General features: G+C 71.7%; 11 protein-coding genes and 1 pseudogene. 4 read left to right on the top strand and 8 right to left on the bottom strand.

The genetic code is table 11. The features are described from left to right. Positions 1 to 350: 350 nt before the first annotated feature. From C4B68_RS06730 to C4B68_RS06755, 5 genes are all read right to left on the bottom strand, one after another. On the bottom strand, positions 351 to 1907 hold the full coding sequence (locus C4B68_RS06730; protein ID WP_099498494.1) for a PucR family transcriptional regulator: 1557 nt from the start codon (positions 1905 to 1907) through the stop codon (positions 351 to 353). Positions 1908 to 2054: 147 nt separating this feature from the next. Then, positions 2055 to 3338: an aspartate aminotransferase family protein gene (locus C4B68_RS06740; RefSeq protein WP_099498495.1), complete on the bottom strand. Its 1284-nt coding sequence runs from the start codon at positions 3336 to 3338 to the stop codon at positions 2055 to 2057. Next, positions 3335 to 4177, bottom strand: a complete 843-nt coding sequence (locus tag C4B68_RS06745) for a nitrilase-related carbon-nitrogen hydrolase (protein ID WP_099498496.1) — start codon at positions 4175 to 4177, stop codon at positions 3335 to 3337. The genes C4B68_RS06740 and C4B68_RS06745 overlap by 4 nt, the downstream gene beginning before the upstream one ends. Positions 4178 to 4439: 262 nt before the next feature. After that, positions 4440 to 6092 carry a hypothetical protein gene (locus tag C4B68_RS06750; protein ID WP_099498497.1) on the bottom strand — a complete coding sequence of 551 codons (1653 nt, stop codon included), beginning with the start codon at positions 6090 to 6092 and terminating at the stop codon, positions 4440 to 4442. Positions 6093 to 6276: 184 nt separating this feature from the next. Next, the gene (locus C4B68_RS06755) at positions 6277 to 6552 is read right to left on the bottom strand and encodes a helix-turn-helix domain-containing protein (protein WP_099498498.1); all 276 of its coding nucleotides are present in this window, start codon (positions 6550 to 6552) and stop codon (positions 6277 to 6279) included. A gap of 32 nt (positions 6553 to 6584) precedes the next feature. Between C4B68_RS06755 and map the strand changes: the two genes are divergently transcribed. Continuing rightward, a complete protein-coding gene (gene map, locus C4B68_RS06760) occupies positions 6585 to 7352 on the top strand; it encodes a type I methionyl aminopeptidase (RefSeq protein WP_099498499.1) in 768 nt (255 codons plus the stop codon). 47 nt (positions 7353 to 7399) lie between these two features. Here the strand turns inward: map and ggt are convergent, their stop codons facing one another. Beyond that, a complete protein-coding gene (gene ggt, locus C4B68_RS06765) occupies positions 7400 to 9205 on the bottom strand; it encodes a gamma-glutamyltransferase (RefSeq protein WP_099498500.1) in 1806 nt (601 codons plus the stop codon). Positions 9206 to 9309: 104 nt separating this feature from the next. Here ggt and C4B68_RS06770 point away from each other — a divergent pair, with 104 nt between their 5' ends. Then, the gene (locus tag C4B68_RS06770) at positions 9310 to 10071 is read left to right on the top strand and encodes a hypothetical protein (protein WP_167459022.1); all 762 of its coding nucleotides are present in this window, start codon (positions 9310 to 9312) and stop codon (positions 10069 to 10071) included. A gap of 131 nt (positions 10072 to 10202) precedes the next feature. After that, positions 10203 to 11180 (top strand): L,D-transpeptidase, encoded by a 978-nt coding sequence (locus C4B68_RS06775; RefSeq protein WP_099498501.1) that lies wholly within the window; start codon positions 10203 to 10205, stop codon positions 11178 to 11180. 179 nt (positions 11181 to 11359) lie between these two features. On the opposite strand, the gene C4B68_RS06785 is transcribed toward C4B68_RS06775, so the two are convergent. Both C4B68_RS06785 and C4B68_RS44360 read right to left on the bottom strand, forming a co-directional pair. Continuing rightward, the gene (locus C4B68_RS06785) at positions 11360 to 11911 is read right to left on the bottom strand and encodes an XdhC family protein (protein ID WP_338059747.1); all 552 of its coding nucleotides are present in this window, start codon (positions 11909 to 11911) and stop codon (positions 11360 to 11362) included. Beyond that, a pseudogene (locus C4B68_RS44360) lies at positions 11888 to 12283 on the bottom strand (XdhC family protein); the annotation flags it as partial. The pseudogene C4B68_RS44360 and the gene C4B68_RS06785, both read right to left, overlap by 24 nt. A gap of 160 nt (positions 12284 to 12443) precedes the next feature. Here C4B68_RS44360 and C4B68_RS06795 point away from each other — a divergent pair. Next, positions 12444 to 14024: a CocE/NonD family hydrolase gene (locus C4B68_RS06795; RefSeq protein ID WP_099498504.1), complete on the top strand. Its 1581-nt coding sequence runs from the start codon at positions 12444 to 12446 to the stop codon at positions 14022 to 14024. Positions 14025 to 14369: the final 345 nt, after the last annotated feature.

Genomic DNA, 14369 nt, shown 5'->3' on the forward strand with positions numbered 1-14369 from the left:
CGGGCGTCGGAAGTGGCGTCGTCCGCCCGGAGAGCGGGCCCTGCGGCGTCCGGTGCGTGCTCTCGGCGTGCCGGGCGCAAGCCCTCGTACTGGACGTACTTGGGCTTGTGCCCGGTGCGGCGAGAGTGCGTGCCGGGCGTCGTGGGGCAGAGGGGACTTCCGACGCCCGCCCCAGGAGCCTAGGAAGCCCGGACGGTGGCTTTGAGTTGCACCGTGTCACGTCTGAAGTGCGGTGCCGTTCCACGGTGTCACTCCCGCGTTGTCCCATGTTTCACCTGAGTTGTTCCGTGTTTCGTCGTAGTTGCGCGTCGTGCTTCGGCGCCGTTGCGGGCCGTGCTTCGCCATCGTTCTCACCGTTGTTGTGCGTCGTGCGCGAGCAGGGCGATGTGTACGGACGCCGCCTGCTCGAAGTCGTCGAGATCCACGCCGAGTCGGGCCTCGATGGCCTCCAGACGCCGGTACAGCGCGGGCCTGCTGACGTGGTGGAGCTGCGCGGTGCGTGACTTGTTGCGGCCCGTCGCGAGATACGTCCGCAGCACGGGCAGCAGCTCCGGCTCCGCGTCGGCGCCGCACAGCAGCCCGTCCAACTCCCGCTCGGCGAAGGACTGGACGTGCGGATCGTCCCGCAGCAGCCGTATCAGACCGCGCAGATGCACGTCGCGGAGGCGCACCAGCACCGGGTGGTGCTGGTCGGCGGATGCGCCGGCGGCGGCCTCGGCGACGTGCAGGGCCTCGCGCAGGCCGCCGGGGACGTCGTCCCAGGCGGTGCGCGGCGAGGCGGCGGCCACGGTCGCGGGGGCGCCGGTCTCGTGGCGCAGACGGGCGGCGAAGTGCCCGGCCAGCGCCTCCGCGTCCTGGTCGCGGGCGAGGCTGAGCAGCACGGCGGTGGCCCCGTCCGCCAGCTCGGCGACGAGCCCCGAGAGCCCCACCATCCGGAGCACCCGGTCGAGCTGGGCCGGGTCGCCGTCCCGTACCACCAGCGGCACGAAGGTCCGCCGGTTGACGGGCAGTCCCGCCGCCCGCGCCCGCGGCAGCAGCTGCCGGGCCGGTACGACACCGCTCACCAAGTCGTTGAGCAGGCTCTGCGCCGACTCCTCCTCCCAGGTGTGCGCGGCGCCACCGAGCATCCGGTGCAGGACCAGGGCCTCGGCGGCACGGTCGGCGAGCAGCCGACCGGTCGCGGCGTCGCCGCGGTAGCCGCACAGCACGATGCGGCCCCAGCGTTCGCCGCGCCCGCCCAGCTCGGCCCGGATCCACCCGGCGCCCTCGCTGCCGCCCGCCTGGCGCGCGATGCGCTCCCAGTCGCGCAGCACGTCGTCCACGGCGGACCGCTCTCCCGCCGTGGCGAGGGCCCGGTGGGCGAGGTTGGTGACGACGACGGGGCAGGCGGCGTGCCCGGCGATCTCGTCGAGCATCCGCTGCAAGGGTGCGCCCGCGGTGATGAGTCCGGTGAGCGCGGTCCGTACGGCCTCGGAGAGGCTCACGGCCGCGAACTTGCTGCGGACCAGCCGGGACTGGACCTCCTCCGTCAACTCGGCGAAGGGGGAGGGCCGGTGGAGCACCACCATGGGCAGCCCGCATCGCTCCGCGGCCCGGCGCATCACGTCCGGCGGCGTGGGGAAGGCCCGGCCGAGTCCGAGGACCACGGCCGCGGCCTCCGCGCGGTGCAGCGAACGGATGTACTCGGCCTGCGCGTCCAGGTCACCGGCGAGCAGCACCCCGGTGGTGAGGACCATTTCGCCGCCGCTGAGCATCACGCCCACGTCGGCCGCCTCGGCGACATGCACCCAGCGCACAGGCCGGTCGAGATGTCCGGCACCGGCCACCACCTCGGGCTCTCCGGCGAGCACCCGGTCCAGGGTGAGGACCTGACGAACCGACAGGGCGGGTTCCAAGGCGGTGGTCATGACTCCCCTTTTTGTGGCTCGGTTCGCCTCCGGGGCGCTACAGCCGGTGTCGAGGACCCGACCGTGCTCGACCCTTCGGGCCTCCGCGCGCTCGTGTCGTCGACACCGGCGCGCCCCTTCGGCTCACTCGCCCTTGCTCACGTTCTGCTATTGGGCACACCTCAGCGCGCGCTCGAGCATCGCCGCGCCCTCCTCCGCCTCCGCGACGGTGAGCGACAGCGGTGGTGCGATGCGCAGCGCGCTGGTGTTGTGACCGCCGCCCTTGCCGATCAACAGCCCTTGCTCGCGGGCCGCTTCGAGCACGGCCGAGGCGCCCCGGGGGTTCGCCTCGTCCGAGCCCGGCCTGACCAGCTCCACGCCGATCATCAGCCCGCGCCCGCGCACCTCCCGTACGCCGTCGAGCTGCGCGGCGATCGCCCGCAGCCGCTCGATGAGCAGACCGCCGACGCGCCGGGCGTTGCCCTGGAGGTCGTGTTCGAGGAGGTACGTGAGGTTCGCGAGCCCCGCCGCCATGGTGACCGGCGAGCCGCCGAAGGTCGAGATGGAGTTGGAGTCGAGGCAGTTCATGATCTCGGCGCGTGCGACGACGCCGCCGATGGACATGCCGTTGCCGATGCCCTTGGCGAAGGTGAGCATGTCCGGCGGGCCCGCGGCGGCGTGCGCCTGCCAGCCCCAGAAGTGGTCGCCGGTGCGGCCCCAGCCGGTCTGCACCTCGTCGGAGATCCACAGGATGCCGTGCTCGTCCAGGACCTCGCGGAACGCGGCGTACAGCCCGTCGGGCGGCGTCGTGAAGCCGCCGACGCCCTGGATGGGTTCGGCGATCAGGGCCGCGGGCGGGCGGATGTGGCCGAGCAGGTCCTTCAGGTCCTCGACGCAGGCCGCGATGAACTCGGCGTCGCTGAGACCGGCGTACGGGCCGCGGGTGCGGACGCCGCCGTGGACGTACAGCGTCTGGAGCGGCGAGAGCGAGGTGGGCGACCAGCTCTTGTTGCCGGTGATGCCGACCGCGCTGAAGGAGCGGCCGTGGTAGCTGTTGCGCATCGCCAGGATCTGGTTGCTCTGCCGGTAGGCGGTGGCGAGCATCAGGGCCGTGTCGTTGGCCTCGGTGCCGGAGGTGGTGAAGAAGACGCGCGCGTCCGGGATGCCGGACAGCTGGGCGATCCGCTCGGCGAGGTCGACCATCGGCCGGTTGAGGTAGAGCGTCGAGGTGTGGATGATCCGCCCGGCCTGCTCGCTGACGGCCTTCGTCACCTCGGGCAGGGCGTGCGCGGTCATGGTGGTGAGGATGCCGCCGAAGAAGTCGAGGTACTTCTTGCCCTGGGCGTCCCAGACGTGGCGGCCCTCGCCGTGGGTGATCTCGATCGGGTCCTCGTAGTAGAGGGCGAGCCAGTCGGGCAGGACGGCCTTGTGGCGCGCGTACAGGTCGGTCACGGCTGCACCAGCCCTTCGTACGCGTCGGGGCGCCGGTCGCGGTAGAACGCCCACTGCTGCCGGACTTCCTCGATCAGGTCGAAGTCGAGGTCGCGGACGACGAGCTCCTCAGCCTTGTCGCTCGCGGTCTCCCCCACGAACTGTCCGCGCGGGTCGACGAAGTACGACGTCCCGTAGAAGTCGTTGTCACCGTACTCCTCCTGGCCCACCCGGTTGATCGCCGCGATGAAGTACTCGTTGGCGACGGCCGCCGCGGGCTGCTCCAGCTGCCAGAGGTAGGCGGACAGGCCGCGGGAAGTGGCGGAGGGGTTGTAGACCAGCTGCGCACCGTTCAGGCCGAGCTGCCGCCAGCCCTCCGGGAAGTGCCGGTCGTAGCAGATGTACACGCCGATTCTGCCGACCGCGGTGTCGAAGACGGGCCAGCCGACGTTGCCCGGCTTGAAGTAGTACTTCTCCCAGAAACCCTTCACCTGGGGGATGTGGTGCTTGCGGTACTTGCCGAGGTACGTGCCGTCGGCGTCGATCACGGCCGCCGTGTTGAAGTAGAAGCCGGACTGCTCGACCTCGAAGACGGGTACGACGATGACCATGCCGGTCTCGCGGGCGAGCTCCCGCATCCGCGTGACGGTGGGCCCGTCGGGCACGGGCTCCGCCCAGCGGTAGTGCTCGGGCTCCTGGACCTGGCAGAAGTAGGGTGCGTTGAAGACTTCCTGGAATCCGATGACCTTGGCGCCCTGCCGGGCCGCCTCGCGGGCGTGTTCCTCGTGCTTGGCGACCATGGATGCGGTGTCGCCCGTCCAGGTGGCCTGGACCAGGGCGGCACGTACGACGTTGGCCATGAGCTGCTCCTTCGACGGGACGTCAGAGAGCCTCTACGCCCGTAGACAAAGGCGGTAGAGGCTCGAAAGTAAGCCCCCTGGACAGCCTTGCCAAGACCATCGTCGTTAACCGGCTGAGTCCATCACGTTTCTTACCCCTGCGGGTGAGTGACGGGGCCGGGCACCGGGGTGGAGCGGCCGGCCGGGAGGGCCGGTCGCCGGGGATGGACGGGGCGCTCGGGAAAGCCGGTCACCGCGGTGGCGGTGATGGTCCGAAGGGCGGTCACGCGGTGAAGCCGGCGACCCGGAGCGCGTGCACGAGGTCCCAGTGGCGCTCGTCCGAGACGCTCTGGGCGGCCTCCAGGAGGAGCGGTACGAGGCGCTGCGGGTCCGCTTCCACGCTGCGGACCGCTTCCTCCGGGGTGCGTACGCGGACGTACGCACCGAGCAGTGCGCGGATCTCGCGCCGGCGGCCCTCCTCGGCGAGGTCCAGCACGGCGGCGCCGATCTCTGGCGCGGGGCGGGCGACGCCCTGGCGCAGCATCTGCTGCCCGTCGGCGGTCCGGCCGGCCGCGGCGAGCGCGTCCGAGGCGGCGACCAGGCGGTCGGCGGGGAGCGAGGCCGCCTCCCACAGCAGGGTGGCCCAGTCGGCGTCCAGGCCCGCGTGGTGCAGCTCCGCAGCGAGCAGCGGGATGCGGGCGGCGGGCCAGAAGGCGGCCTCGACGAGCAGGACATGCGCCTCGCCGCTCCGGCCCGAGCTCCGCAGCCGCGTCAGCGTCTCCACGACCTCGTCGGTCGCCCGCCGCGCATCCTCGTCCAGCGGCTCGACCTGCGGCTGCGCGGGCTCCTCCGGCGCCGCCACCCCCGCGAACCGGGCGCCCCGGGGAGCACGGCCACCCGGCGCGGCCGGAGCCGGAGCGGGCGCCGCCGCCTCAGGTACGACCACGGGGGGCGCCTCCGGTTCCATCATCCCGGCGAAACGGGCACTGCCCCGGGGTCGGCGCTTGGAGCGCTGCTTGGGGGTGGGGGGTGTGGGGCGCTCGGTGGCGGGGTGGGGGCTTTCGGGCTGGCGGGAGGGAGCGTGAGGGGTGCCGGGTTGTGCGGTGGGGGCGTGCCCGCCACCGCCCGGACCGTGCCCGCCACCGCCCGGACCGTACGCGTCGCCGCTCGGACCGTGCCCGCCGCCGCTCGGACCGTACGCGCCGCCGCTCGGACCGTACGCGTTGTCCCTCCGGCCGTACGCGCCGTCGTGCGTGCCGTACGCCGAGGCGTACGCATCCGCGCTCGCGTCGCCCGTAGGAGCGTGCGAGGAGGCGTGTGCGCCGGCGTCACCGAACGGTTCCGGCCCGTCCTCGGGCCCCCGCGGCCGGAACGCGTCCCCGGCCGCGCCCGCCGGGGACGGCGCGCCCCGCACCTGGGGGTGCAGGGCGCGGCGGTCGAGGCCGGCCATGCGGTGGCGGAGTTCGGTGCAGCGGGCCGTGGCTCGTGCATGGTCGTCCTGGGCCCAGGCGAGATCGAGCCGGATCGCCTCGGCCTCCTCCTGGGACCCGGCCGCGTGGAGCAGCCGGCCCAGCTCGGCCTGGCGCTCGGCCGCGTAGCGCTGTTCGCGGAGCATGACGTCGAGGCGGTCGCTGAGGGCATCCCGGCCTCCGGGCCGGGCGTCGTACGCGGCGAGCGAGGCGCCGTGCAGTCCGCGCGCCCGCTCGGTCTGCTGGGCCGCGGCCCGGTCGCCGTATCCCGTGGCGAGGTCCTGGAGGAGCGCCTCCACGATGTCCCACGGCGGCACTTCCCAGCCGTCCAGGCAGGCCCGCATGCCGTCGGGATCGCGCTGCCAGAACACTCCGCACCAGCCGCCGTCCTGATCGAGCCGCGCCATCAGCCCGTTCAGGTACATCGCGAACTCCCGCACCTGATCGGGGAGTTGTCCCACAGCCATCACATGACTCCCGCCCGACTGGAGTGCTGAGGCCCGACAGAAAACACCAGTCGTGTTACGGAGTGGCTACAGGGAGTTTTCGGAGCGGGCGCAGGCCGCTCCGGCATGAAGAACGCCGGTGTGCGGTCCACCAAGGCTGCACCTGGGAGCATTAAGGGGACATCAAAGGGAGTTTAAGGCGACCTCAAGGACCGAGGCCGTCCCGGCACGCCACCTCCGCCAGCGCGCACCGCACCACCAGGCTGTCCATCGACAGCCCCAGCGTGCGCGCCAGCGCCGCCACCGTGAAGAAGGCAGGCGTGGGTGCCCGCCCGGTTTCGATCTTGCGCAGCGTCTCGGCGGAGATTCCGGCGGCCGCGGCGACCTCCGCCATGCTGCGGCCGGCGCGGGCCTCGCGCAGCAACTGTCCGAGCCGCTCGCCGCGTTCGCGCTCTTCGGGGGTCAAGGGGGTGCGCACCATGCACCCATTCTAATACCGGTATAGTAATTGGCATGGTGGAACTGAAGACAGACACATCGATCGACGAGATGTACGCGGCGGGCCAGGTCGTGGGCCAGGCGCTCACGGCGGTACGGGAGGCGGCCGATGTCGGCGTCTCGCTGTTGGAACTGGACGCGGTGGCCCACCAGGTCCTGCGGGACGCGGGCGCGAGCTCCCCCTTCCTCGGCTACCGCCCCTCCTTCGCGCCCACCCCGTTCCCCGCGGTCATCTGCTCCTCCGTGAACGACGCCATCGTGCACGGCATCCCGGACGGCTACCGGCTGCGCGACGGCGACCTGGTCTCCATCGACTGCGGCGCCGAACTGGGCGGCTGGGTGGGCGACTCGGCGATCAGCTTCGTCGTCGGGACGCCGCGCGCCGCCGACGTACGGCTCGTCGAGACCGCCGAGCGCGCCCTCGCGGCGGGCATCGAGGCGGCCGTCGTCGGCAACCGCATCGGCGACATCGCACACGCCATCGGCACGGTGTGCCGCGCGGCGGGGTACGGCATCCCGGACGGCTTCGGCGGCCACGGCGTCGGCCGCCGTATGCACGAGGACCCGCCCGTCCCGAACGAGGGCCGCCCGCGCCGCGGCCTCCCCCTCCGCCACGGCATGGTCCTCGCCATCGAGCCCATGCTCATCGGCGGCGGCACCGACGGCTACCACGCGGCCCCCGACGGCTGGACCCTCCGTACGAACGACGCCTCCCGCGCGGCCCACACGGAACACACGGTGGCGATCACGGACGCGGGTCCCCGCGTCCTGACGGCGCGTTAGGCGTATGGCCCTGTGGGGCGAGCGGCTCCGCCACCCGCCCCACGGCATCACCTCTGGGACGCCGGCCGCACCACCATCGCCGACCCGCCCCCGCGCCGTACCTTCTCCGCCGCGGCGAGCCACTTGCCGTCCGGGAGGCGTTGTACGCCCGTCGTGGCACCGATCTCGGGGTTCTGGCGGAAGGCGTGGCCGATGGATTCCAGCCGGGCCTTCAACGGGCCGTTCCACAGACCGGGTTCGAGCTCGGTGGTGGTCTGGTTGCGCTGGCTGGCGCGGGGCGCGGCGATCGCGTCCACCAGGGGCAGGCGCCGGTCCAGGAATCCGGTCAGCGTCTGCAGCACCGTCGTGATGATGGTCGCGCCGCCCGGCGAACCGAGCGCCACCACGGGCTGGTTGTGGCGGTCGAGGACGATCGTCGGCGCGATGGACGAGCGCGGGCGCTTGCCGGGGCCGGGGAGGTTCGGGTCGTGCACGTCCGGGCTCGCGGGAGCGAAGGAGAAGTCCGTCAGCTCGTTGTTGAGGATGAAGCCGCGGCCCGGGACGGTGATGCCGCTGCCGCCGGTCTGCTCGATGGTCAGCGTGTAGGCGACGACGTTGCCCCACTTGTCGGCCGCCGTCAGGTGCGTGGTGTTCTCGCCCTCGTACGTCGTCGGGGCGGCCGTTCCGGCGGTGGAGCAGGCCGCCGGGTCGCTCGGGTCACCCGGCGCGAGCGGGCTCGTCAGCACCGCGTCGTCCTTGATCAGGCACTCCCGCGAGTCCGCGTACTGCTGCGACAGGAGCTGCTTCGCCGGTACGTCCTCGAAGGCCGGGTCGCCGACCCAGCGGCCCCGGTCCGCGAACGCTATCCGGCTCGCCTCGATGAAGCGGTGCAGGTACCGCGCCTCGCTCGCCTTCGAAAGGTCGGTCCTCTCCAGGATGTTGAGCGCCTCGCCGACGGTGGTGCCGCCCGAGGAGGAGGGCGCGATCGAGTAGACCTTCAGACCGCGGTACGTGGTCGTCGCCGGCGCCTGCCGCTTCGCCTCGTACTCCGTCAGGTCCGCCATGGATAGCTCGCCGGGGCGGGCGTTGTAGCCCGAACCCGGTTCCACCGGCGGCTTGTTCACGGTGTCTACGATCTCCTGACCGAGGGCGCCGTCGTAGATCGCGTCGACGCCCTTCTCGCCCAACTCCTTGTACGTACGCGCCAGATCGGGGTTCTTGAACGTCGAGCCGACCACCGGGAGCGCGCCGCCCGGAAGGAACAGCTCGGCGGTGTCCGGGAAGTTCTTGAAGCGGGCCTGGTTGGACTCGGTCTGCGAGCGGAAGGTCGCGTCGACCGTGAAACCGTCGCGGGCGATGCGCTCGGCGGGCTTCAGCACGCTGCCCAGCCGCCTGCTGCCCCACGCGTCGAGAGCCGTCTGCCAGGTGGCGGGGGTCCCGGGTGTGCCCACGCCCAGCCCGCTGGTCACGGCGTCGGCGAAGGCGATCGGCTTCCCGTTCTCCAGGAACAGCCCGGAGTCCGCGGTCAACGGCGCCGTCTCGCGGCCGTCGATCGTGTGCACCGTACGGGACTTGGCGTCGTAGTAGACGAAGTAGCCGCCTCCGCCGATGCCGGACGAGTAGGGCTCGGTGACGCCGAGGGCCGCGGCGGTGGCGACGGCCGCGTCCACGGCGTTGCCGCCCTTCTTCAGGATCTCGATCCCGGCGGCGGAGGCGTCCGGGTCGACGCTCGCCACGGCGCCGCCGTAGCCGACGGCGACGGGTACCTTCTCAGCGGAGGCATCGCTCGCTGGAGGCGGCGCCGCCGCGCCTACCGATATGACCGCTGCCGAAACCACCAAGACCGCCAGATTCCGCGCAAGAGGGCGACGCATCCGTACCTCCAGTCAACAGCCGTCCGCGCAGCGTAACGGCAGCGCCATGCCCGCGTCAGGACCCCCTCGAACACCGTTCCGCCTTCCCGCTAGCATGCGCGCACATGAATGACGACGTGCGCAACATCGTCCTCGGCGTGGTCGTGGCCGGCCTCAGCGCCGCGCTCGGCTGGCTCGCCCGTACCTATCTGTGGAGGCGCAAACTCCGCCGCCAGCAGGCCTTCTTCGGGCTGCCGGACAACTCCGAGTCGCTGCTCGTGGTGAACCGCGAGGCGGGCGGGCCGGAGCTCACGGTGATGCGCCACGACGTGTTCGCGCTCCTGGAGCTCGCCGCGCTGATCAAGGACTGCGGCGCGCACGCCCAGGTGGTCGCGCACGACGCGGCGCAGCAGGGATTCGGGGAGCGCACCGAGTTCTGCGTGGGCGGGCCGTCGTCGAACCGCCGGATGGCCGCGCATCTGCACTCCCTTCTGCCGGGCATCCGCGTCAACACCGACGCCGAGCCGGGCCCGGACCGCGGCGCCTTCCAGATCGGCAGCGAGCGCTACCGCCTGGAGCCGGGCAAGGGCGAGTACGTGATCCTCGCCCGGCTCACCGCGGACCAGGGCCGCGCCGCGCGACCGGTCTTCCTCTTCTGCGGCCAGCGCGCGATAACCAACCAGGCGGCGACCCGCTATCTCGCCCGCAACCACGAACGCCTCGCGCGCAAGTACGGCGGCAACTCCTTCGTCCTGCTCCTGAAGGTCGTCAATTCCCAGGCGTACGGGCCTGACGTCGTCGAACTCGTCTCGGACGTCACCCGGGCCGCCCAGGCCCCGCTGCCCACGCCCGCGCCGTCGCGCTCCTCGCATCGGTCGACGTCGTAGGGGCGCACATCCATGCGACCCGCGCGGTACGAATGTACGCCAATGTGATGTAACTGGCGCAAGGCGACCCAAAGGGACGTTTCCTCCCCTCTCCGTACGGTCCATAGCTTGTACGGAGGTACGTCCCCTTGATGCGTATGCACCCGCTGATTCCGCTCACCCTCGCCACGGCCGCGTCCGCCGCCGCCCTGAGCGCCTGCTCGGGGGGCTCCCCTTCCGCGGTGGACGCGGCCGTGGCGAACAAACCGAGGCCCCAGGCGAGCCCGAGCAGGCGGCAGCCGAAGCTGTCCGGGCCGGACCACGTCAACAAGGCCGATCACGTCAACAAGCTCATGCTCGCCCCCGGGAGGGGCACCACCGTCGGCGTCGCACAGCCGCTGTCGATCGTCTTCGACCACCCGGTGAAGAACAAGGCGGCGGTCGAGGAGCGTCTGACGGTCACCACCTCGACCCCCACCACCGGCTCATGGGGCTGGATCCGGAACCACAACGGCAGAGACCGCGCCGACTGGCGCCCGAAGGAGTACTGGAAGCCGGGGACGCAGGTGCGGCTGGAGGCTCACCTCAACGGGGTCGACTCCGGCGCGGACGGCGGCTGGTTCGTACGCGACTACACCACGCACTTCACCATCGGCGAGAGCCAGGTGGCCGAGGTCGACCTCGACAGCAAGCGCCTGACGCTGGTGCGCAACGGGCAGACGGTGCGGTCGATCCCGGTGTCGGCCGGCACGCCGGGCGGTGAGAAGGCCACCTGGGGCGGCACCTCCGTCCTCCTGTCCAAGGAGGGCACGATCAACATGCGCTCCGAGACGGTGGGCCTCGGCAACGCCTACGACAAGGTGGTCGACTACTCGATACGGCTCACCTGGTCGGGCATGTACGCGCACGCGGCGCCCTGGAACGCGGCGTACTTCGGCAGGAGCAACCGCAGCTCGGGCTGTATCGGCATAAGCGATTCCCATGCCTCCTGGCTGTACGAGCAGCTCCAGGTGGGCGACCCGTTCGAAGTGACGGGCGACGGCACGAAGGGCAGGCCCGCGCCCGGGAACGGGTACGGCGCGTGGAACCTGTCGTGGACCGACTGGCAGGCGAGGAGCGCGCTCCACTAGCGGGCCTGCTGTACCCGGTCGTAGGCCGGCGGACCGGCCTACGACCGGGTGCGGGCACGCCGCCGCGGCGGCGCGGGTGTCGATGCCTGTGATGCGCCCGCGGGCGATGGTGCTCAGGACCAGGAAGCCGTGGGCGGTGCCGACGACCTGGGCGTCCGCGGCGTACCGGGCGGCGCCGGTCACCCGGCGACGACGACCTCGTCGGCGCCGGGGAAGCGGTCGGACGTGGTGAACACCGGGCGGGCGTCGCACACGGTGGTGCGGTGGCCGAGCAGCCGCGCCTGCTGGGCCAGCGCGGCGGCGAAGTCGTTGGCGCCGAAGACCAGCATGCGCGGGGAGGGGACCAGGCTATTGACGAACAGCCGGATCTCCCCGGCGTCCCGCACGCTCGGGATGCGTACGAGCCCGCTGTCGCCCTGCCGCAGCAGGGTGCGTACCTCGGTACGGATGCGCGCGTCGTCGGCGGGCGATCCCGTACCGCCGAGGTCATCGTCGGCGGTGACCACCAGGTGGGCTCCGACGGCCTCCGGCCGGGGGTGCTCGAGGACGGTGGCCAGGGCGACCCGGGTGCCGGCGCACAACCGCTCGAGCAGGCCCGGCAGTTCGGGGTAGGTCTGGGCATCGACGGGTTCGATGAAGACCTCGGTGGTGCCGCCGCAGGTCACGCCGACCGCGAGGGCCGCGTCATCGCTGATCCCGTAGCGGGCCAGGCGGGGGGTGCGCTCGGCCATGACCTCCCGGGACAGTTCGTAGACCTCGCCCTCGACGCAGCCGCCCGGGATGTTGCCGACCACCTGTCACTGCGGGGTGATCAGCATCGGGGTGCCCGCGGGCCGGGGGGCCGAACCGGCGGTGGACACGACGGTGGCCAGGGCGGCGCTGCCCGTCGTCTGCCACGCCTGGTGCAGCGCTTCCCAGAGCGCGAACCGTGCGGCGGGTTCTGGTGCGGCCACGCCGGTCACCGGACCCTGCTCAGCCGGTCGAGGGCGTCGTGCAGGGCTCGCTGGACGAGTTCGACCTTGAACGCGTTGTGCTCGCGCGGCTGTGCTGAGTGGGTGCCGCATGGCTGTCGACAGCCATGCCTCAGCGGTGTCGTCGCCCATGAGACAAACGCTTGAACAATCGTTACCCGCACGTAACTTACCGACGGGTTACCCCTAGCGAGGGGCCGCGGCTACCGTCAGCTCACTTTGCACGGGCCTGAGTGAGGAGTGACCCTTGGATCCAAGGGGCGCGAAGCGCCTTCGATCAGGGCGGCGGTGGGTGACGGGCGGGCTCGGTCGTGGCGCCCTGCGTACGTCCGCCGTCGGTGCCGTCTCCGCGACGCTGATCGCCACCGCCGGCCTCGGTCCGGCTCCCGCGGCCCAGGCCGCCACCGGAGCGACGAGCATCCGTTTCGTCGACATCTCCGGCGCCGGCGGCACGGTCCTCAAGGCCAACGTCGTCACCCCCGAGGGCGCCGACGGCACCCGCAGCTACCCGCTCATCGTGCTGCCCACGAGCTGGGGCTTACCGCAGGTCCAGTACCTCGCGCAGGCCCAGAAGCTCGCGAACTCCGGTTATGTGGTGGTCAGTTACAACGTCCGCGGCTTCTGGCAGTCCGGCGGTGAGATAGAGGTGGCGGGACCGCCGGATGTGGCCGACGCGTCCAAGGTCGTCGACTGGGCGCTGGCGAACACCCCGGCCGACGCGCGGAAGGTGGGCATGGCGGGCGTCTCGTACAGCGCCGGAATCAGCCTGCTGGCCGCCGCGCACGACAAGAGAATCAAGGCGGTTGCCGCACTCAGCGGCTGGGCGGACCTGATCGAGTCGATCTATTCGGGCCGCACCCAGCACGCCCAGGCCGCCGCGCTGCTCGGTGGCGTGGGCCATCTCGCCGGCCGCCCCGGCGCCGAATTCCAGCAGACCCTCAAGGCCTTCTTCGCCTCGGACCTGTCGAAGGAGCCGGAGCTCCTCGCCTGGGGAAAGAAGCGCTCCCCCGAGACGTACATCGATCAGCTCAACGAGAACGGCGCCGCCGTCTTCGTGGCCAACACCTGGGGCGACACGATCTTCTCGCCCAACCAAAGCGCCGAGTTCTACGAGAAGTTGACCGGGCCCAAGCGCCTGGAGTTCCGCCCCGGCGACCATGCCACCGCCGAGATGACCGGTCTGTTCGGGCTCCCCAACGATGTGTGGACGAACACGCACCGCTGGTTCGACCACCACCTCAAGGGCGAGGACAACGGCATCGACCGCGAGCAGCCGGTCCAGCTCAAGTCCCGCTCCGCGGGCGGCTACGAGGGCTACCCGGACTGGAAGTCGGTCGGCACGACCACGAAGAAGATCGCCCTCGCGGGCACCACCACGATCCACACGAACGTCAACTCGGGGGCGGACGGCGGGATCACCTTCCTCTCCGGCATCCTCGACCAGCTCGCCCAGGTGCCCCCACTGGCCTGGATCCCGCTGCTGCCGCCCTATTGGGCCGCCGTCTGGCAGTCGGAGACGTACGCGAGCGCCCAACGGGTGCGTGGCACGGTCACGTTGCACACCACCGTCACCGCCACCAAGGAGAGCGGCACCCTCGTCGCGTACCTCTACGACGTGGGCCCGCTCGGTCTCGGCAAGCTGGTCAGCAACGCGCCGTACACCTTCCACGGGCAGACGCCCGGGAAGCCGTTCGGCGTCGACCTGGAGCTGTTCTCCACGGCCTACGACGTTCCGGCAGGGCATCGGCTCGCCCTGGTCGTCGACACGGTCGACCCGCTCTACATCGAGCACAACCCGTCCGGCGCGCAGCTGACCTTCTCCTCGCCGGAGCACGACCCGTCATACGTGTCGGTGCCCCTGCGCGAGCAGTGATCTCCGGCTGCCGCCGGACAGGCCCTAAGCCCTGTCGTCAAACTCCCTCCCCCACTGCCTTAAGGGCGTGGGAGGTGCCCCCAGCCCCGCGACGCCATGCACGCACTCTCGCCGCACCGGGCCCAAGCCCAAGTACATCCAGTACGAGGGCCAGGGCCCGGCACGCCGAGAGCACGCACCTACAGCGACGTCAGCCGCTCCGCGGCGGGCGCAGGGCGCGCCCTCCGGGCGGACGACGGGAGTTTGACGACAGGACCTAGCCCTCTGAGCCGGTTCGGCCGGTGCCCCCTGCACGGCCTCGTTTTTCACCCTCACTCCGGGGATGAACGCACCATCGTAGTCGAC

Source organism: Streptomyces dengpaensis (assembly GCF_002946835.1).
GTDB lineage: Bacteria > Actinomycetota > Actinomycetes > Streptomycetales > Streptomycetaceae > Streptomyces > Streptomyces dengpaensis.